The 18,661-nt window shown below is 72.3% G+C and carries 16 protein-coding genes; 6 read left to right on the top strand and 10 right to left on the bottom strand.

The features are described 5' to 3' along the window. Positions 1–4: 4 nt before the first annotated feature. From glgC to ACGFMP_RS10070, 3 genes are all read right to left on the bottom strand, one after another. A complete protein-coding gene (gene glgC, locus ACGFMP_RS10060) occupies positions 5–1,222 on the bottom strand; it encodes a glucose-1-phosphate adenylyltransferase (RefSeq protein WP_393671557.1) in 1,218 nt (405 codons plus the stop codon). A gap of 109 nt (positions 1,223–1,331) precedes the next feature. Then, positions 1,332–2,498, bottom strand: coding sequence for a glycogen synthase (glgA, locus tag ACGFMP_RS10065; RefSeq protein WP_393672128.1), 1,167 nt, complete (start codon positions 2,496–2,498; stop codon positions 1,332–1,334). A gap of 61 nt (positions 2,499–2,559) precedes the next feature. Next, positions 2,560–2,985 carry a nitroreductase family deazaflavin-dependent oxidoreductase gene (locus ACGFMP_RS10070; RefSeq protein ID WP_393671558.1) on the bottom strand — a complete coding sequence of 142 codons (426 nt, stop codon included), beginning with the start codon at positions 2,983–2,985 and terminating at the stop codon, positions 2,560–2,562. A gap of 252 nt (positions 2,986–3,237) precedes the next feature. On the opposite strand from ACGFMP_RS10070, the gene ACGFMP_RS10075 reads away from it, so the two are divergent. The 3 genes from ACGFMP_RS10075 (at position 3,238) to ACGFMP_RS10085 (ending at position 6,060) form a co-directional block, all read left to right on the top strand. Next, positions 3,238–3,813, top strand: a complete 576-nt coding sequence (locus tag ACGFMP_RS10075; protein WP_393671559.1) for a GNAT family N-acetyltransferase — start codon at positions 3,238–3,240, stop codon at positions 3,811–3,813. Positions 3,814–4,102: 289 nt separating this feature from the next. Further along, a complete protein-coding gene (locus ACGFMP_RS10080) occupies positions 4,103–5,086 on the top strand; it encodes an acetylxylan esterase (RefSeq protein ID WP_393671560.1) in 984 nt (327 codons plus the stop codon). 65 nt (positions 5,087–5,151) lie between these two features. Beyond that, a complete protein-coding gene (locus ACGFMP_RS10085; protein WP_393671561.1) occupies positions 5,152–6,060 on the top strand; it encodes a SigB/SigF/SigG family RNA polymerase sigma factor in 909 nt (302 codons plus the stop codon). A gap of 69 nt (positions 6,061–6,129) precedes the next feature. On the opposite strand, the gene ACGFMP_RS10090 is transcribed toward ACGFMP_RS10085, so the two are convergent. From ACGFMP_RS10090 to ACGFMP_RS10120, 7 genes are all read right to left on the bottom strand, one after another. Continuing rightward, entirely contained in the window at positions 6,130–7,950 is a 1,821-nt protein-coding gene (locus ACGFMP_RS10090) for a beta-xylosidase (RefSeq protein WP_393671563.1), read from the bottom strand. Further along, complete coding sequence (locus tag ACGFMP_RS10095) at positions 7,947–9,962, bottom strand: TIM-barrel domain-containing protein (RefSeq protein ID WP_393671564.1); 2,016 nt, start codon at positions 9,960–9,962, stop codon at positions 7,947–7,949. The genes ACGFMP_RS10090 and ACGFMP_RS10095 overlap by 4 nt, the downstream gene beginning before the upstream one ends. 49 nt (positions 9,963–10,011) lie before the next feature. Further along, the gene (locus ACGFMP_RS10100; RefSeq protein ID WP_393672130.1) at positions 10,012–10,773 is read right to left on the bottom strand and encodes a carbohydrate ABC transporter permease; all 762 of its coding nucleotides are present in this window, start codon (positions 10,771–10,773) and stop codon (positions 10,012–10,014) included. A gap of 104 nt (positions 10,774–10,877) precedes the next feature. Continuing rightward, positions 10,878–11,837, bottom strand: coding sequence for a carbohydrate ABC transporter permease (locus ACGFMP_RS10105; protein WP_393671565.1), 960 nt, complete (start codon positions 11,835–11,837; stop codon positions 10,878–10,880). Between the two features lie 42 nt (positions 11,838–11,879). Next, positions 11,880–13,142 carry an extracellular solute-binding protein gene (locus ACGFMP_RS10110; protein ID WP_393671566.1) on the bottom strand — a complete coding sequence of 421 codons (1,263 nt, stop codon included), beginning with the start codon at positions 13,140–13,142 and terminating at the stop codon, positions 11,880–11,882. A 166-nt stretch (positions 13,143–13,308) separates the two neighbouring features. Beyond that, positions 13,309–14,352 (bottom strand): LacI family DNA-binding transcriptional regulator, encoded by a 1,044-nt coding sequence (locus ACGFMP_RS10115; RefSeq protein ID WP_393671567.1) that lies wholly within the window; start codon positions 14,350–14,352, stop codon positions 13,309–13,311. A gap of 136 nt (positions 14,353–14,488) precedes the next feature. Further along, positions 14,489–15,988 (bottom strand): MFS transporter, encoded by a 1,500-nt coding sequence (locus ACGFMP_RS10120; RefSeq protein ID WP_393671568.1) that lies wholly within the window; start codon positions 15,986–15,988, stop codon positions 14,489–14,491. Between the two features lie 186 nt (positions 15,989–16,174). Here ACGFMP_RS10120 and ACGFMP_RS10125 point away from each other — a divergent pair, with 186 nt between their 5' ends. The 3 genes from ACGFMP_RS10125 (at position 16,175) to ACGFMP_RS10135 (ending at position 18,631) form a co-directional block, all read left to right on the top strand. Next, a complete protein-coding gene (locus ACGFMP_RS10125; RefSeq protein WP_393671569.1) occupies positions 16,175–16,903 on the top strand; it encodes a YoaK family protein in 729 nt (242 codons plus the stop codon). Positions 16,904–17,034: 131 nt separating this feature from the next. Beyond that, on the top strand, positions 17,035–17,370 hold the full coding sequence (locus ACGFMP_RS10130; RefSeq protein WP_393671570.1) for a YciI family protein: 336 nt from the start codon (positions 17,035–17,037) through the stop codon (positions 17,368–17,370). Positions 17,371–17,377: 7 nt separating this feature from the next. Next, on the top strand, positions 17,378–18,631 hold the full coding sequence (locus ACGFMP_RS10135) for an RNA polymerase sigma factor (protein ID WP_393671571.1): 1,254 nt from the start codon (positions 17,378–17,380) through the stop codon (positions 18,629–18,631). Positions 18,632–18,661 lie beyond the last annotated feature (30 nt).

Consider the following 18,661-nt stretch of genomic DNA (forward strand, 5'->3'; position numbering starts at 1 on the left):
CTCGTCATGTGACCAGCTGGGCCTTGCCCAGGGCGATGACCCCGGCCGCGGATACCGTGTACAGCTCACGGTCGCGGTCGGGGTTCACGCCGATCGTGGCACCGGGCGGCACGTCCACGTTCTTGTCGAGCACCGCGCCGCGGACGATCGCGCCGCGCCCGACGCGCACGTTGTCGTGCAGCACGGAGCCCTGCACCACGGCGCCGGCGTCCACCACCACCCCGGGCGACAGCACCGAGCGGGTGACCTGGCCGCGGATCACGCAGCCGGGGCTGACCACCGACTCCCCCACGATGCCGCCCGCCGCGATCTTGGCGGGCGGCAGCTGGCCGGGGTGGGTGTAGATCGGCCAGCGCCGGTTGTAGAGGCTGAAGGCGGGCTGGTCGGAGATCAGGTCCATGTGGGCGTCGTAGTAGGCGTCCAGGGTGCCGACGTCCCGCCAGTAGCCGTGGTCGCGGGCGGTCTCGCCCGGCACGTGGTTGGTGTCGAAGTCGTAGACCTGCGCGACGCCCGCCGCGGTGAGCCTGGGCAGGATGCTGCCGCCCATGTCGTGCACGGACTGCGGGTCCTCGGCGTCCTCGTGCAGGGCGTCGATCAGCGTCTTGGTGGTGAACAGGTAGTTGCCCATCGAAGCGAAGACGTGCGCCGGGTCGCCCGGCAGCCCCGGCGGGTCCGCGGGCTTCTCCAGGAACCGCTCCACCCCGATGCCGTCCGCGGCGGGTGTGATCACCCCGAAGCCCGCGGACTCGCTGCGCGGCACCTTGATGCCCGCGACCGTGACCCCCGCGCCGTGCTCCAGGTGCTGGGCCAGCATCTGCCGCGGGTCCATCCGGTAGACGTGGTCGGCGCCGAAGACCGCGATGTAGTCGGGCTGCTCGTCATGCACCAGGTTGAGGGACTGGAGGATCGCGTCGGCGCTGCCCAGGTACCACCGCGGGCCGAGCCGCTGCTGGGCGGGCACCGGTGTGACGTAGTTGCCCAGCAGGCTGGACATCCGCCAGGTCGTGGTCACGTGCCGGTCGAGGGAGTGCGACTTGTACTGGGTCAGCACGCAGATCCGCATCATGCCGCCGTTGACCAGGTTGGACAGGACGAAGTCCACCAGCCGGTACGTGCCGCCGAAGGTCACCGCCGGTTTCGCCCGGTCGGCGGTGAGCGGCATCAGCCGCTTGCCCGCGCCGCCCGCCAGCACTATGCCAAGCACCGAAGGTCCACCGCGCATAGACGTCCCCCTTGGGTCGTGTCCCACCCTGCCGCCTGCCGAACCGTCCCGCGGCCGTGCTGTACCTGTGCCCCGAACCGCGCATTCGCACCACCTTCCGCCCGGCTGTCTACCCGGCGGCGAGCACTTTCTCGTAAAGCGCGACCGTACGGCGGGCGACGGTGTCCCAGCCGAACTCCCGCACCGCGCGCTCCCGTCCCGCGGCGCCGAAGGCGGCGGCCTGCGCCGGGTCCGCGACGAGCCGGTTCAGCGCGGCGGCGAGTCCCGCCTCGAAGTCGGCCGGGTTCTCCTCGTCGTAGGGCACCAGCAGCCCGGTGCGGCCGTCGTCGACGACCTCGGGGATGCCGCCGACCGACGAGGCGACCACGGCGGTGCCGCAGGCCATCGCCTCCAGGTTGACGATGCCCAGCGGTTCGTAGACCGAGGGGCAGGCGAAGGCCGCCGCGTGGGTGAGGAGTTGGACCACGGCGGGGCGCGGCAGCATCGCCGGGATCCAATGCACCCCGTCGCGCACCGCGTTCAGCTCGTCGAAAAGACCGCGGAACTCCCGGTCCAGGGCTGGTGTGTCGGGCGCACCCGCGCACAACACCAGCTGCACCGCCGGGTCGAGGTGCCTGGCGGCCCGCAGCAGGTGGGGCACGCCCTTCTGCCGGGTGATCCGGCCGACGAAGACCACGTAGGGGCGGTCGGGGTCGATCCCGATCCTGCCGAGCACGTCGGTGCGCTCGTCGGGGCGGTAGGCGGCGGTGTCGATGCCGTTGCGGATGACGTGGACGCGCTCGGGGGTCAGCTCCGGGTAGCAGCCGAGGATGTCCCGGCGCATCCCGTCGGAGACCGCGACCACCGCGTCGGCGGACTCCATCGCGGTGCGCTCGGCCCAGCCGGACACGGCGTAGCCGCCGCCCAGCTGCTCGGCCTTCCAGGGCCGCAGCGGCTCCAGCGAGTGGGCGGTGAGGATGTGCGGTATCCCGTGCAGGAGCTTGCCGATGTGCCCGGCCATGTTGGCGTACCAGGTGTGGGAGTGCACCAGGTCGCGGCCCTGCACGGCGGCGGCCATGGCGAGGTCGACGGAGAGGGTGCGCAGCGCGTCGTTGGCGCCGTCGAGCGAGGTGGGCGCCCGGTGTCTGACCACGCCGCCCTCGGTGGCCGCCTCGCCCCAGCAGTGCACCTCCACATCGACGAGTTCGCGCAACTCCCGTGCCAGGAACTCCACGTGCACCCCGGCACCGCCGTAGACATCCGGCGGATACTCCCGGGTCAGCAGCCCGACCTTCACCGGCACCCTCTCCCGTCCTCGACGCGTTCGTCCCCCTTGCCTTCCCCCGATCCGCGGCGGTCTACCGCCCGGAGGGGTCCGGAACCAGCGCGACGACCGGGATGACCCGGGTGGTCTTGCTCTGGTAGTCCGCGAAGCCCGGGTAGAGGGCGGCCTGCTCGGCGTACTTGCGGTCCCGCTCCTCACCGGTCAGCACCTCGGCGCGGACCGCCACGGTCTCGTCGCCGACCTCGATCTCGACGTCGGGGTTCGCCACCAGGTTGTGGTACCAGGCGGGGTTCTCGGGGGCGCCGCCCTTGGAGGCGAACACCAGATAGCGGTCACCGTCGCGCAGGTACATCATCGGCTTGACGAACTTCCGCCCGGTGCGCGCTCCGATGCTGTGCAGCAGGAGCAGCGGGGCTCCCTCGAAATTCCCTCCGACCTTGCCGTGGTTGGCACGGAATTCGGCCACGATCTGCGCGTTGTAGTCCCCTGCGCCGCTCATTTACCTCTCCCTTATGTCCAAGGATGACTGATGGGATGTCAGCCTATCGAAGCGACGGTTGGGGCCGGACGGGCTCACCCGCGGCGACGACCGGTCGCGGTCTGCGACCTGCGGGGGCGTATTCCTGAAGCACATGCGCGCCGCCCCGGCGGCAATACCGCGGATCTGCCCCGGTCCGGCCGCGAGCGGAATGACGCTTTATGGACGGCTGCGACGGCCGAAGCCGGGCACACGTAGGAGAGACAGAACGTGATGACCAACACCCCACCGACCGCACCCGTCCCGCTGCGCGCCGGGACACGGTTGGCGTTGGCACTGGCGAGGGAAGAGATGATGCAGGAATACCACCGGTGGGAGACGGACCCGGCGACTGTCGTCGGCTTCGGCGCCCGCTGGCCGGTGTCCTGGGAGGTCTTCCGCGCGCGCTTCCGCACCGCCCACACTTCCTCTCACTACCAGCTCTTCGAAGTGATCACCGCACCGGGCGGCACCCCGGTGGGGAGCACCGCCCTGAGTGTCGACCAGTCCGTCAACAGCGCCGAGTTCACCCTGGTGATCGCCCCGGAGCAGCGCGGCCGGGGCTACGCGGCGGAAGCCACCGCGCTCACCCTCGAGTGGGCGTTCACGATCGCCTCGCTGAGCTCGGTGTGGCTCCAGGTGCCGGCGCCCCACATCCGCGCGGTGAACGCCTATCCCAAGGCCGGCTTCCGGGCCGCCGGGCGGTTGCGGAACGCCGCCCTGTGGCACGGCAGGCGGGTCGACAAGCTGCTCTTCGACTGTGTACCCGACGACCTCGCAGCCAACAGAGACCGCGCAGAGAAGAGGTGACCACCATGTCCTGCCCCGACGTGAACTGCCGCAAGGGCGGCTGCACGACCGACCCGGGCCGAGGCCGGCCCGCCGGCGAAGGCGACACCAAGCGCTGACCATCCCCCCATTCCTCGCGTTTGCGCACGACCGGGACGGCCGGACGGATCCCGCGGCACGCCGCGCGGTATCCGTCCGGCCGTCCTTTCGCGCGGGCGCCGGATCAACCGGTTAAGAAAGGGCTTTCTGAGCGGCTCGCCAGGACGTACGGTGTCATTGATCGACCACCGCCCGACCGCGAAGGACTCCGATGGCCCTCTTCGACCTGCCGCTCGACCAGCTCCGCGACCGTCGCAGCAGTTCGGTGGAGCCCGCGGACTTCGACCAGTTCTGGACCGACACCCTCGGCCAGGCGCGGCAGTACGACCTCGCCGCCGCCTTCGAGCGCGTGCAGACGGGACTGACGACCCTGGACACCTACGACGTGACCTTCGCCGGCTTCGGCGGCCACCCGGTCAAGGGCTGGTTCACCGTCCCCGCGGGCACGACCGAGCCGCTGCCGGTTGTGGTGGAGTTCATCGGCTACGGCGGCGGCCGCGGCCTCGCGCACACCCATCTGCTGTGGGCGTCGGCGGGCTACGCGCACTTTGTGATGGACACCCGCGGCCAGGGCGCCAACTGGTCGGTCGGCGACACCGAGGACCCGGTCGGCAGCGGCCCCGCCACCCCCGGTTTCCTGACCCGCGGCATCGAGGACCCCTACGACTTCTACTACCGCAGGGTGTTCACCGACGCGGTGCGCGCGGTGGAGGCGGCCCGCTCCCACCCGCTGGTCGACGCGTCGCGCACGGTCGCGGCGGGCGTCAGCCAGGGCGGCGGCATCACGATCGCGGTCGGCGGCCTGGTGCCCGACCTGGCGGCGATCGCCCCTGACGTGCCGTTCCTGTGCGACTTCCCGCGGGCGATCTCCCTCACCGACACGCTGCCCTACCGCGAGGTGGGCACCTACCTCTCGGTCCACCGCGACCGCAAGGCACGGGCACTCGACACCCTGGCGTACTTCGACGGCGTGCACTTCGCCGCCCGCGGCCGGGCACCCGCCCTGTTCTCGACCGCGCTGGAGGACGAGACCTGCCCGCCGTCCACCGTCTTCGCCGCCTTCAACGCCTACGCCGGCCAGGACAAGGCGATCGAGGTCTACGACTTCAACGGCCACGAGGGCGGGGGGCCGCACCAGCAAGCCGCCCAGCTGCGGTGGTTGCCCGGCAAGCTGGCGGGTAAGCCGGATGCATAGGTCAGCGCTGCCGGGGAAGCAGCCCGGCACCAGTCGTACGAGGGCGAGGCGATGACGTGACCGCAATGGTGGAGCAGTTTGAGAGCACGGACAGGTCGGCCGCGGCGACGCTCACCGCGGCGCAGGACGCGCGGTGGCCGAGCGGGCCCGAAGCCGCCACCGGCGGGCTGCCGTTGATCGACGACGCCTCGGCGGTGGCGCCGCAGGACGCGCGGATGCTCTCCCGGCTCTTCTTCGACCGCCTCCAGGAACTGGAGGAGGGCACCGCGGCCTACAGCTATGCCCGCGGCACCCTGATCGAGATGAACCTGTCGCTCGTGCACTTCGCCGCCGGCCGCTACCGCAACCGGCCGGCCACCGACCACGAGGAGATCGTGCAGGTCGGCACGATCGGCCTGATCAAGGCGATCGACCGCTTCGACCTGTCCCGCGAGACGGAGTTCACCACCTTCGCGGTGCCGTACATCGTCGGGGAGATGAAGCGCTTCTTCCGCGACACCACCTGGGCGGTGCACGTGCCGCGGCGGCTCCAGGAGCTGCGGGTCGACCTGAGCAAGGCCAAGGAGACCCTGTCGCTGCGGCTGGACCGCGACCCGACCGTCGCGGAGCTGGCCGCGCACATGGAGCTGTCGCAGGAGGAGGTCATCGAGGGCCTGGTGGCCGCCAACGGCTACACCGCGGGCTCCATCGACCTGCCGTACAGCGACAGCGACAGCGAGGGTGAGGGCCGCTCGCTCGGCGACACCGTCGGCGAGTGCGACCCGGCGCTCGACCTCTTCGAGGACTTCCACACCCTGGCCCCGCTGATCGGGAAGCTGCCGGAGCGCGACCGGCTGCTGCTGCGGCTGCGGTTCGGCGAGGAGCTGACCCAGGCGCAGATCGGCGAGGAGCTGGGCTGCTCGCAGATGCACGTCTCGCGGCTGCTCAGCCGGGTCGTCGCCCGGCTCCGCTCGGGGCTGCTGGCCGAGGACTGACCCCGCGCACGCCGATCGGCCGGACCCCCCCAGCGGGAGGTCCGGCCGACCCGTGCGGTGGGTACGGGGTCAGGACGGGGTGACGTCGGCCCGGTCGAGGGCGATGTTGGTCCCGCCGCTCGCGGGGTTGCGCTGCCCGGTGTTGGTGATCGTCAGCGTGTGCGGCCCCGCGGCCAGCTGCGGGCTGGTCCACACCACGCCCGACGCGTTGCGGCCTGCCGCGTAGTCGTCGACGGTGACCGGTGAGCCCCCGTCCAGGGACAGCGACATGATGCCCTGGTCGGTGTCGCGTACCGCGTGCAGCGCGACCCGGGTGCCGCGGAAGGAGAAGGTCGCGACCGCGCCCCCGGTGTAGGACCAGTCGGCGGTCTGCTGGTACATGTCGGCGACGCCCGTGGTGACGCCCCAGTCGGCGCCGTAGCCGAAGTGGTCGGCCTGCGAGGTGTCGGTGACGGTGCCGTCGACCACCACCGTCGGGTCGACCGGCCCGCTGCTGCCGTTGCCGGGGGTGAGGGCGACGGTGTAGGCGTCGGAGCCGCTGGTGCGGTTCACCGGGACGTGCAGGGTGCCGCCGTCGGGGGTCAGGTCGCCGTCGAAGACGGTGACGGGGGCGTCCAGCGGGCTCTGGTCGGGGATGCGCTGGACGGTGGCGTGCACGGCGCCGTTGTGGATCAGCCAGGAGGCCGCGGACAGGTTGCGGACGGTGACCGTGGTGGTGCCGCCCTGGCCCGAGTTGTTGCCGAGCAGCGCCAGCACCTGGCGGGCCGCCGGATCGGAGCCCGCGGCGACGGTGACACCGCCGCTGCCGGTGGTGGCGAGCAGCCGGCCGCCGAGCCGCGCGTACGCCTGGTAGACCCACCACTGCCCGGTGCGGCGGCCGCCGGCCAGCAGCGAGTCCAGCGTGCCGGCGCCGCAGCAGTCCGACCAGATGGCGTGCGCCGCGGCGGTGACGCCGGAGGCGGAGAGCCGGTCGAGGAACCAGGCGGTGTAGGCGGAGTTCTGCTGCTGCGAGAAGAGGTACTCGTTGATGGTCAGCGGCAGCGGGGAGATGCCGTGCGCGGACTCCAGGGCGCGCGCGTCGGCCGCGTCGGCCGCGGGGTCGCTGCCGAAATGCCAGTTGAGCACGTCGGGCAGGGTGCCGTCCGCCTTGGCCTGCCCGAGCCAGGAGTCCAGCCAGCCGTGGTTGTAGCCGCTGTAGGAGGGGCCGACGATCCGCGCGGACGGCGCGAGCCTGCGGATCTCCCGGACCGCGGTGTCCCACATGCGGTAGTACTGCGGGCTGTTGACACCCCGCTGCCAGAAGCCGGTGCCGTCGGGCTCGTTCCAGATGTCGTACGCGACCGGCACTCCTGAGGCCTGCACGTCGGCGACCATCCGGTCGATGAAAGCGGCCCAGTTGGAGCAGTCGCCGTTGTCGCAGGGGTAGACGGTGTTCGCCGGCTGGGTGGTGTCCGCGCCCCACACGTCGGAGACCAGCAGGTGGTAGGCGGCGTGGTAGGGCGCGGCCGTGACCCGGCGGGCCTGCGAGAGCGCCGAGCCGATCCGTATCCGGTAGCCGGGTCCCGCGGTGTAGCCGTCGCCGAGCCAGCCGCCGCCGGCGATCCGGGCGCCGCCGCCGCGGAAGAGCGCGGGCTTGAGCGGCTGGAGCAGGTCGTCGGAGGGCGCGGAGCCGTCCTGGCTGAGGCCGTAGAGGAAGCCGGAGCCGACAGCGGTGGGGGCCGCGCCCTGGGCGGCCAGGTCGATGCCGACCTCGGAGTCGGCGGCCGCCGCGGGCGCCGGGCTGAGGGTGGCCGCCGCCAGGGCGGCGGCGCCGAGCGCGGCCGCCACCGGCAGCGTCCAGGGGCGCCATCCGGTACGGGCGGCGGACTTCCTTGTCGTGAAGCGTTTCATCGTTTCTCCCTGAGGGGGGTGAAGGGATCTGCGTGGTCGCGGAGGAAGAGCGGGACGATGTCCAGCGGGGCGGCGGCGGTCACCGACCGCCCGCCGGGGTGGACGGCGCCGGTGGCGAGGTCCCGCCACTCGGCGCCGGCCGGCAGGTGGACGCGGCGCTCGGTGGCGCCCTGCCGGACGACCGGGGCCACCAGCAGGTCCCGGCCGCACAGGAACTGGTCGTCGACGTCCCAGCCGGCCTCGTCGGCGGGGAATTCCAGCAGCAGAGGGCGGATCAGCGGCAGCCCTTCGGCACGGCCCGCCGCCAGCTGCTCGTGCAGGTAGGGCCGCAGGCGCGTCCTGAGCCGCAGAGCGGCGGTCATCGCGGACTGCGCCCGCTCGCCGTACGACCAGATCTCGTTGGGGCCGCCGCCGACGCCGATCGGCCCGTGGAAGACCCGCGGCTCGCGGTGGCCGTGCAGCCGCAGCAGCGGGCAGAAGGCGGCGAACTGGAACCAGCGCACCATCAGTTCGCGGTGGTCCTCGTCGTCCGGGTCGCCGCCGTGGAAGCCGCCGATGTCGGTGGTCCACCACGGGATGCCGCTCATCGCGACGTTGAGCCCGGCCCGCACCGAGTCGGCGAGCGCCCCGAAGGTCGCGGGGATGTCGCCCGACCACAGCGCGGCGCCGTAGCGCTGCGACCCGGCCCAGGCCGACCTGACCAGCGACAGCACCTCGGTCTCGCCCTGGGCGGTGAGGTGTTCGTGGATGCCGCGGGCGTGCTCGCGCGGGTAGAGGTTGGCCACCTCGGAGCCGCTGCCCGCCGCGTAGTCGAGGTTGTGGGGGTGGCCCGGGCGCATCTCGGGTTCGCAGGCGTCCAGCCAGAAGGCGCGGATGCCCAGCTTGTAGTAGTTCTCCTGGAGGCGGTCCCACAGGGCGGCCCTGGCCGCCGGGTCGGTGGCGTCGTAGAAGGCGACGCCGATGCCCTCGGGCGCCTCCTCGGTGTCGGGCCAGTCGGCGTGCACGGTCGCCCCGCTGTAGGTGGCCACCAGCTGCCCCGCGTCCCGCAGTTGCGCGTAGCCCTCGGACAGCGGGCTCACCGAGGGCCAGACCGAGACCGCCACCTCCACGCCCATCTCGCGCAGCTCCTCGACCATGCCGCGCGGGTCGGGCCAGTCGCGGCGGTCGAAGTCCCAGTCGCCGAGGTTGCGCCAGTGCAGGTAGTCGATGACGATCACCGAGAGCGGCAGGCCGCGGCGGGCGTACTCGCGGGCCACGTCGAGGACTTCGGCCTGGTTGCGGTAGCGCAGCTTGCTCTGCCACAGGCCGGACGCCCAGTGCGGGAAGGCCGGGGCGCGGCCGGTGGCGCCGGCGTAGTGGCCGAGGATGTCGGCGGGGGTGCGGCCCGCGGTGAGCCAGTAGTCGAGCTGCCTGGCCCGGTCGGCGACCCAGCGGGTGCCGTTCAGCGCGAATTCCACCCGGCCCACCGCGGGGTTGTTCCACAGGAAGCCGTAGCCGCGGCTGGAGACCGCGAACGGGATGGACACCTCCCCGTTGCGCTGCTGGAGTTCGAGCACCGTGCCCTTTTGGTCGAAGCGGCCGTGGCCGTGCTGTCCCAGGCCGTGGACGCGCTCGCCGTCGTATGCGGCGAACCGCTGCTCGATGCGGTGCAGGCCGCCACCCACCGACTCGAAGTGCCGGGCGCCGGGCCACCAGAAGTGCGGCGGCTCCTCGCGCAGCAGCTCCTCGCCGGTGTCGGTGCGGGTCGCGGTGACCAGGCCGTCGGCCGCGCCGACGGTGATCCGCAGCAGCCCGTTGGCGAGCACGGCGTGGCTGTCGTGGACCTCGATCGCGGCGTCGGCGTGCGCGGCGGGTTCGGGGTCGAGCGCACCCGGCAGCCCGTCGGTGATCCGGTGGAGTCCGGCCCGCACCCGGACGCTGTCGGGCCCCCACGGCTGGATCTCCAGCACGTGGTGACCGTGTCGCCACCGCAGGAGGTTCGGGAGCTGGGTGAACGCGGACGGCAAGGTCATTCTCCTCGGTTCGTGGTGCGGGGTTACGGGAGCGCGGGACCTGCGGCGCTCAGTCCTTGACCGCGCCGCTGGTGACGCCTGCGGCGACGTAGCGCTGGGCGACGACCAGCAGGACGGCCGCGGGCAGCGACGCGATGATCCCGGTGGCCATCACGCTGTTCCAGTCGCTCAGGTGCGCGCCGATGAAGCGGTAGATGCCGACGGTGACCGGCGCCCGGTCGTCCCTGGTGGTCAGGGTCACCGCGAACAGGAAGTCGGCCCAGGCGAAGAGGAAGGAGAACAGGCTCGCGGTGACCACCGCGTTCCTGCTGACCGGCAGGATCACCGACAGCAGGGTGCGCAGCCGTGACGCCCCGTCGAGCACCGCGGCCTCGCTGAGTTCCTCCGGCACCCCGCGCATCGCGCTCTGGAGGATCAGCACGGCGAAGGGCACGCACAGCGTCGAGTCCGCCAGGACCAGGGCGAGCGGCGAGTCCAGCAGCCGCAGCTTGTCGGCCGCGGTGTAGAAGGAGTCGGCCATCACCACGCCGGGGATCATCTGGGCGATCAGGAGGGTGAAGGTCAGCAGGCGTCCGCCGGGGGCCCGCAGGCGGGCCAGGCCGTAGGCGGCGGGAATGGCGATCAGCAGCACCAGTACGACCGTGCCGGCCGACACTCCGAGGCTGACCAGCAGATGGCTGCCCTGGCTGGAGAGCGCCCTGCGGTAACCCTGGAGGGTGCCGTGCACCGGTATCCAGGCCGGTGAGCTCCTGACCAGTTCCGTGGACGGCAGCAGCGAGGCGTTCAGCATCCAGTACAGCGGGAAGAGCATCACCGCGAGGATCAGCAGCGCGACCGCGGTGTACGCTCCCCCGGTCCTCCTGCCGGGCCCTGGCCGCCCGTGGTCCCGGCCGGTCCGCCGGGGTGCCGCCGCGCTCATCGGCCGGCCTGCCGCTGCTCTCGGGTGACCCGCAGGTGGACCACGGCGAAGACCACCGCGACACCGATGAGCAGGTTGCCCACCGCCGCGCCGCGGCCGAACTCCAGCTGCTGGAAGGACAGGTTGTACGCGAAGGTGGTCAGCGTCTGCGAGGAGCCCGCGGGACCGCCCTGGGTGAGGATCATGATCACGTCGAAGACCTTCACGGTGTAGATCAGGCCGAGGGTGAGCACCACGGCGGTGACCGGCCGCAGCAGCGGCAGGGTGATGTGCCGGAAGCGCTGCCAGCCGCCCGCGCCGTCAAGGCAGGCGGCCTCGTACAGCTCCCCCGGGATGCTCTGCAGGCCGCCGTAGAGGATCACCATGTTGAACGGGATGCCGACCCAGATGTTGACCAGCGTCACCGCGATCAGCGAGTCATGGGTGCTGGCGAGCCAGGGCACCGGGTGGCCGATCAGGTGGAGTTGCAGCAGGACGTGGTTGAGCACCCCGGAGTCGGTGTCGAGGATCCACCGCCAGGCGGTTCCCGACACCACCAGCGGCAGCAGCCACGGCACCAGCAGCAGCGAGCGCAGCGGGCCGCCGAGCGGGAACCTCCGGTTGAAGAAGACCGCGAGCGCGAGCCCGGCGGCGAACTGGAAGACCAGCGAACCCGCCGTGAACAGCACGGTGTTGAGCACCGTGCGGCCGAAGTGGGTGTCGTGGAAGACCTTGCTGTAGTTGTCCCAGCCGACATAGGGCGCCACCCCCGTGTAGAACGACGAGACGGTGTAGTCCTGGAAGCCCATGCGGATGCTTGCGGCCAGGGGGTAGAGGTAGAAGCAGGCGACGTAGAGCCACGCGGGGGTGACGAAGGCGACGGCCGTCCAGCGGGCCGACGCCGGGCCGCGGCCGCGCCGGGCCGGAGGGGCGGCCGCCGTCATCGCGGCGGGCCTGCCCTGAACGGTGGTGGACATGGTGCGCTTCCCGTCTGGTACGTGATCGGGTCGGGGCCGCGGTCAGTTCTTCGCCGCGCTCTGGGCCTGCGACAGCGCCGACTTCGGGCTGGTGCCGCCGGCGAGCGCCGCCTGGATGGCGTCGGCGAGGGCCTGGCTGACCTTGGGATAGGCGGTGCCCAGTTCCGTGGTCCTGGCCCTCGCGGTACCGACCTCGGCCACGAAGGCCGCCATTTGCGGGTCGCCGGCGGCAAGCCGCGCCGCGGCCTGCCGGTCGCTGGGGATGTAGCCGGCGTCCTTGGACCAGGTGGCGCTCTCGTCCTGGCCGAGCAGGCACTTGACCACGGCGAGGGCTTTGGCCTCGCGGGCGGGATTGCTGTGCCCGACCGTCCAGACCTCGCCGCCCAGGGGGGTGACGGGCTTGGCGCCGGGGCCGGGGACCGGGATGGGCACCACGCCGAAGTGCAGCTTCTTGTCGGCCTTGAGGGTGGGCAGTTGCCAGGGGCCGTTGACCATCATGGCCGCGTTCCCCGCCATGAACTGGTCGTTGACGTCGGCCTGGGTCCAGGTCACCACGGACTTGGACGCCGAGCCCGAACCGACCAGGTCCTTCCACAAGGTGAGCGCCTGCACCGCCTGCGGGGAGTCCAGCTTCTCCAGGTTCGCGCCGGCCGTCCAGAAGAACGGCTCGAACTGGAAGGTGCCCTCCTCGGTGCCGACCGCGCTGAAGGCCAGGCCGTGGCGCGGGCCCCGGGTGAGCTTCTTGGCGTCGGCTTTCAACTCCTCCCAGGTGGTGGGCGGCTTGAGCCCCGCCTGCGTGAACAGGTCGGTGTTGTAGTAGAGCGCCAGGCCGTTGACCCCGGGGGCTATGCCGTAGGCCTCGCCCTGATACCGGCCGGCCTGCACGATCGAGGGGTAGAGCCCTTCGGTGCTCAGCCCCGCCTTGGACAGCGGGACCAGGCCGCCGGTGGCGGCGAGCTGCTGGAGGTCGGGGTTGTCGATCAGCGCCAGGTCGGGCAGCGAGCGGGCGGAGGCCTGCTGGAGCAGCTTGGGCATGAACTGGGCGCGCGGCACCTGCTGGTGCTTGATCGTGACCCCGGCCTTGGCACCGCAGGCGTCGAGGATCCGCGGCAGCTGGGTGTTCTGCGGGGCGGCGTCGTAGTAGTCGATCTCGGTGAGGGTGTCCGGCGCGCCGCCGGAACCGCCGGAATTCGCGCCGGTGCCGCAGGCGGCCAGGGCGAGCGCCGCGGCGACGACGAGTGCGGCCGGGGTGCCGGGTCTCGCGGCGGGGCGGGACGGGCGGGAGGTGCGAAGCAAGCGGCTCATGATGACGTGCCTTTCACCGTTCGGTACGGGGATGTGGTCGGGGCGCCCGGGGGGCGCGGGCGCCCGGAGGCAGCGGTGGCAGTGGTGCCGCCGCACATTCGAATTGATTCGACAGTGGAGGTCGGGCAGCCGGGTCCGCGCCGTGCGCGGACCCCCCGACGTGTTCTCAGCTACCGGCCGGGCGGGGTTCTCCGCCGGTGGGGCCGCGCCGCGGGCCGGTGCTCGACCGGATCTTCAAGGCCGGCGCCAGCAGCGTCTCGGCCGGCAGCCCCTCCCCCTCGATCCGCCGGGCCAGGCTGCGGACCGCCGCCCTGGCCAGTTCCTCGGCGGGCAGCGACACCGAGGTCAGCGGCGGGTCGCAGCGTTCCGCCTCGTCGTCGGGGCAGATCGCGATGAGCGAGATGTCGTCGGGGACGCGGTGGCCGAGGCCGGCCAGCCGGTCCCTGACCAGCGGCAGGACCCGTTCGTTGTAGACGATCAGCGCCGTCAGGTCCGGCTGCCTGGCCAGCAGGTCGTCCAGTGCCCTGACCACCCCGGCGGGTGTCGGGTCGCAGGCCGCCCACACGGTGTGCTGGCCGCGTGACTCCAGTGCGGCCAGTACGGATTCCCTGGCGTGCACCGCGTACGCGACGTCCCGGCCGAACGCCTCGGGCGGCTGCCCGAGGTAGCCGACCGCGGTGTGCCCCGCGTCGTGCAGGTGGTCCGCGCAGGCCCTGGCGGCCAACGCGAAGTCGAAGTCAACCCGCGGCAGGCCGTGCGGGTCGTCGGGGGTGCCGACCAGCACCGCGGGGCACCCCAGTTCGGTGAGCAGCGGGATCCGCGGATCCCGGCGCTGCACCTCCATCAGCATCACCCCGTCGACCAGGGCGCTGGCGACCGCGTCCCTGATCGCGGCCTCGCCGTCGTCGTCGGTGAGCATCAGCACCTTGAGGCCGCTGTCCTGGGCGGCGGTCAGGGCCGCCCAGACGTAGGGCATCTGCACCTGGTTGTGCGGGCCGTGCACCATCGGCAGCGCCATGGCGACCACGCCGGTGCGGCGGGTGCGGATCGAGCGCGCACCGGCATGCGGCCGGAAACCCAGGTCCGCGATGCTGCGTTCGACCCGCTTGATGGTCTCGGGCGAGATGGTGCGGTTGCCGCTGAGCACGTATGACACCGTGCTGCGCGACACGCCCGCGTGTCGCGCGACATCCGCGATCGTCACCGTCATGACCGGCCTCGTCGTCACCGTCGGGTGGAACTGTCGAACTGATTCGACAGCCCTCGAATGGCCGTGAAACTAACACGCGCGGGGGACGCCCACAAGAGACCGCGCAGCGGGCCCGCGGGCGTGCCCCCGCGCGGGTTCAGGAATTGCCGCCGGCCGGTGCCGCCTCCGCGGGGGCGGCCTGCGACAGCGGGGTGGCGATGTCCTCGAGCGACCTGCGCTCGGCCTTGATCGCGAGGAACGCCGCGACCAGGCCCCCGGCGCACATCAGCGAGGCGCCGATCACGAAGGCCGTCACGGTGTCGCCGACCACACCCGACTTGGTCAGGTCGGCGAAGACCAGCGGTCCGCTGATGCCGCCCGCGGCGGTGCCGACCGCGTAGAAGAAGGCGATGGCCATCGCCCGGGTCTCCATCGGGAAGATCTCCGAGACCGTCAGGTACGCGCTGCTCGCCCCGGCGGAGGCGAAGAAGAGGACCACGCACCAGCACGCCGTCATCGTCGTGGCGTCGAGCGAACCCCGGTCGAACAGCCAGGCGGTGCCGAAGAGCAGCAGGCCGGAGAGCAGGTAGGTGGAGGAGATCATGATCCGCCGGCCCAGCGTGTCGAAGAGCTTGCCGAGCAGCAGCGGGCCGAGGAAGTTGCCCGCCGCGATCACCGCGAAGTAATAGCCGGTCTTCCCGGTCGACACGCCGAAGAACGTGGTCAGGATGTTGCCGAAGCCGAAGGTGATGGCGTTGTAGAGGAACGCCTGCCCGATGAAGAGGGACAGGCTCAGCACCGCGCGCCTGGGGTAGCGGGTGAAGACGGTCCTGGCGATCATCCCGAAGCCGACGCTGGTCCGCTGGTGGATGGTGATCTTCGTCTTCGGCTCGGGCAGCCGCTCGTGCTTCTCCTCCTCGATCTCCTTCTCGACCTTGCCGACCAGCTCGTTCGCCTCGTCGCCGTGGCCGTGGATGAACTGCCAGCGCGGGCTCTCCGGCACGTGGCGGCGTACCAGCATGATCACCAGGCCGAGCACCACGCCGAGCGCGAAGGTGAGCCGCCAGCCGACGTCCTTGGGGAAGATGCCGGTGTTCAGCATGACGATCGACAGCAGCGAGCCGCCGATCGCGCCCAGCCAGTAGCTGCCGTTGATGATCAGGTCGACCCGGCCGCGGAAGCGGGACGGGATCAGCTCGTCGATGGCGGAGTTGATGGCCGCGTACTCGCCGCCGATGCCGAAGCCGGTCAGGAAGCGGAAGGTGAAGAACCACCAGGGCTGGAAGGACAGCGCGGTCATCGCGGTGGCGCTCAGGTACACCGCGAGCGTGATCATGAAAAGCTTCTTGCGCCCGAAGCGGTCGGTCAGCCAGCCGAAGAACAGTGCGCCCGCGCAGGCGCCCGCCACGTAGAGCGCGGCGGCGATGCCGGTGATCTGGGCGGCGCTGACGGCCAGGCCGCTGCCGTCCTCCGCGATCCGCCCGGCGATGTTGCCGACGGTGGTCACTTCGAGCCCGTCGAGGATCCAGACCGTACCGAGGCCGATCACGATCATCCAGTGCCAGCGTGACCAGGGGAGCCGGTCGAGGCGGGCCGGCACATCCGTGGTGATCGTGTCGCCGGTCCCGCCGGCGGGACCCGCAGCGGATCCGTCCATCGGGGCACCTCCGTGTCGAAGTCTCACATCGGCCGGCTTCCCTCGCGCGGCTGCCGCGCCCGGTAGGTCCGACCGGGCACGATGGTGCGTCAGGTCCTCCGGGAGCTTTGCCTGGGAGGTATCCCAGCCCTGGTGGGTACGTCTGTCCCGTACCCGCCCGGGTACGCCCACCGGAGGTCGTCAGCCGTGCATCCCGTCGTCCGCGAGGCCCGCGCCACCGTCGTTCCCGACCTGGCCGGCCCGCATGGCCCGCTGCCGCCGCTGCTGCTCGCCCTGACGCTGGTCACCGGACTGGTGGACTCCTTCAGCTATCTGGTGCTCGGCCATGTCTTCGTCGCCAACATGACCGGCAACGTGGTCTTCATGGGCTTCTCGCTGGCAGGGGCGAGCGGTTTCTCGGTGACCGCGTCCGTGATGTCGCTGGCCGCGTTCGCCGTGGGGGCAGTGCTGGGCGGCCGGCTCACCCACCGGGTGCCGGGGCACCGCGGGCGGCTGCTGCTGGCGGTGAGCGCCGGGCAGGTCGTGCTGGTGGTCGCCGCCTGGGTGCTCGCCTCGGTGGCCGACCTGCCGGCGGCCGGGGGGTGGCGGGTGGGGCTTGTCGTACTGCTCGCCCTGGCGATGGGTGGGCAGAACGCGGTGGTGCGGCGGCTCGGCGTGCCCGACCTGAGCACCACGGTGCTGACCGGGACGATCACCGGGGTGGCCGCGGACGGACGCCTCGCGGGCGGGTCGGACGCCAGGGCGGGGACCAGGCTGCTGTCGGCTGCCGCGCTCTTCCTCGGCGCGCTGGCAGGGGCCGCGCTGATCGGGCACGTGGGCCGCGAGCTGCCGCTGCCGGTGGCCGCGGCCCTGCTCACGGGTATCGCGGGCACCCTCTTCGCACAGCGCCGCAGCACCCGCGCCTGGGTCGGCTGAAGGCCGCCCCGGCCGGGTCGCGGAAAAACTTTGGCGGATCCGCCGCGGGGTGTACATCCGCGGGCCCGCCGATCGTCGTATGGATGACCGGGCAGAATTTCCCGGCGAGGAGACGGACGAGGAGATGTGCCATGAAGTACCTGCTGCTGATCTGCAGTGAGACCGCCGACGGCTTCCCGGGCGCCACCCCCGAGGACCTGGACGCCGAGCCCTGGGTCGAGGAGATGACCCGCAGGCGCGTCCGGCTCGACGGCAACAGGACCCGCCCTGCCGAGGACGCCACGACCGTACGGGTCAGGAACGGCGCCCGGTTGCTCACCGACGGGCCGTACGCCGAGACCAAGGAGCAGATGGCCGGCTTCGACATCATCGACTGCGCCGACCTGGACGAGGCCATCGAGATCGCGGCCAAGCACCCGGTGGCGAAGTTCGGCATGGTCGAGGTGCGGCCGTTCTGGACGGAGTGAGGCACCGGTGCGCGACGCGGTGAAGGAAGCCGTCGCCACGGCCTGGTCCCAGGAGTGGGGCCGGGTCGTGGCGGCGGTCATCCGGCAGACCGGGGACTGGGACCTGGCGGAGGAGTGCGCGCAGGACGCGTTCGAGCGGGCGCTGGAGCGCTGGCCGCGGGACGGTGTACCGCGCCGCCCAGGCGCGTGGCTGACCACCACGGCCCGCAACCGGGCGCTGGACCGGCTGCGCCGGGCGGCCAACGAGAGCGTCAAGCTGCGCGAGGCCGCACGCCTCGCCCCGGAGCCGCCGCCGACCGGGCCGCAGGACGAGCCGTCGCGGGACGACGCGCTGCCCGACGACCGGCTGCGGCTCATCTTCACCTGCTGCCACCCGGCACTCCCGCTGCCCGCACAGGTCGCGCTGACCCTGCGCACCCTGACCGGGCTGGGCACCGCCGAGATCGCACGGGCCTTCCTGGTGCCCGAGGGGACGATGGCCCAACGGCTGACCCGGGCCAAGAACAAGATCAAGAACGCCGGCATCCCCTTCCGGGTGCCGCCGCCGGAACTGCTGCCGGAGCGCACCGCGGCGGTGCTCGCCATCCTCTACCTGCTGTTCAACGCCGGTTACGCACCGGGGGCCGCGGGCCCCGACCAGCGCAGGGTCACCGCGGAGGCGATCCGGCTGGCCCGGCTGCTCGCCGCGCTGCTGCCGGAGGAACCGGAACCGGCGGGGCTGCTGGCCCTGATGCTGCTGCACGACGCGCGGCACGCGGCCAGGACCGACGCGGACGGCGATCTGGTGCCGCTGGAGGAGCAGGACCGCGGCCGCTGGGACCGGCGGCGGATCGCCGAGGGCACCGCCGTCCTGGAGGCGGCGCTCACCTCCCGGCGGCCCGGCCCCTACCAGGTGCAGGCCGCCATCGCGGCCTGCCACGCGGAGGCCGCGGACGCGGCGGGCACCGACTGGCCGCAGATCGCGCTGCTGTACGGCGAGCTGGCCCGGATGTCGCCGGGTCCCGTGGTGGAGCTGAACCGGGCGGTGGCCGTCGCGATGGCCGACGGGCCGCGGGCCGGGCTCCGGCTGGTCGAGGCCGTCGCCGACGGTGGTGAGCTGGCCGGATACCACCTGCTGCCCGCCACCCGGGCGGACCTGCTGCGGCGGCTCGACCGGCCGCGGGAGGCCGCTGCGGCCTACCGCGAGGCCCTGGGCCTGGCCCCGACCGAGGCCGAACGCCGCTACCTGGCGCGCCGCTTGGCCGACCTGCCCGCCGGCTGAGCCGGCCCTGGCCTCCCCGGGCCGGGGAGG

The organism is Streptomyces sp. NPDC049040 (assembly GCF_043197715.1).
In the GTDB taxonomy this organism is placed as follows: Bacteria; Actinomycetota; Actinomycetes; order Streptomycetales; family Streptomycetaceae; genus Actinacidiphila.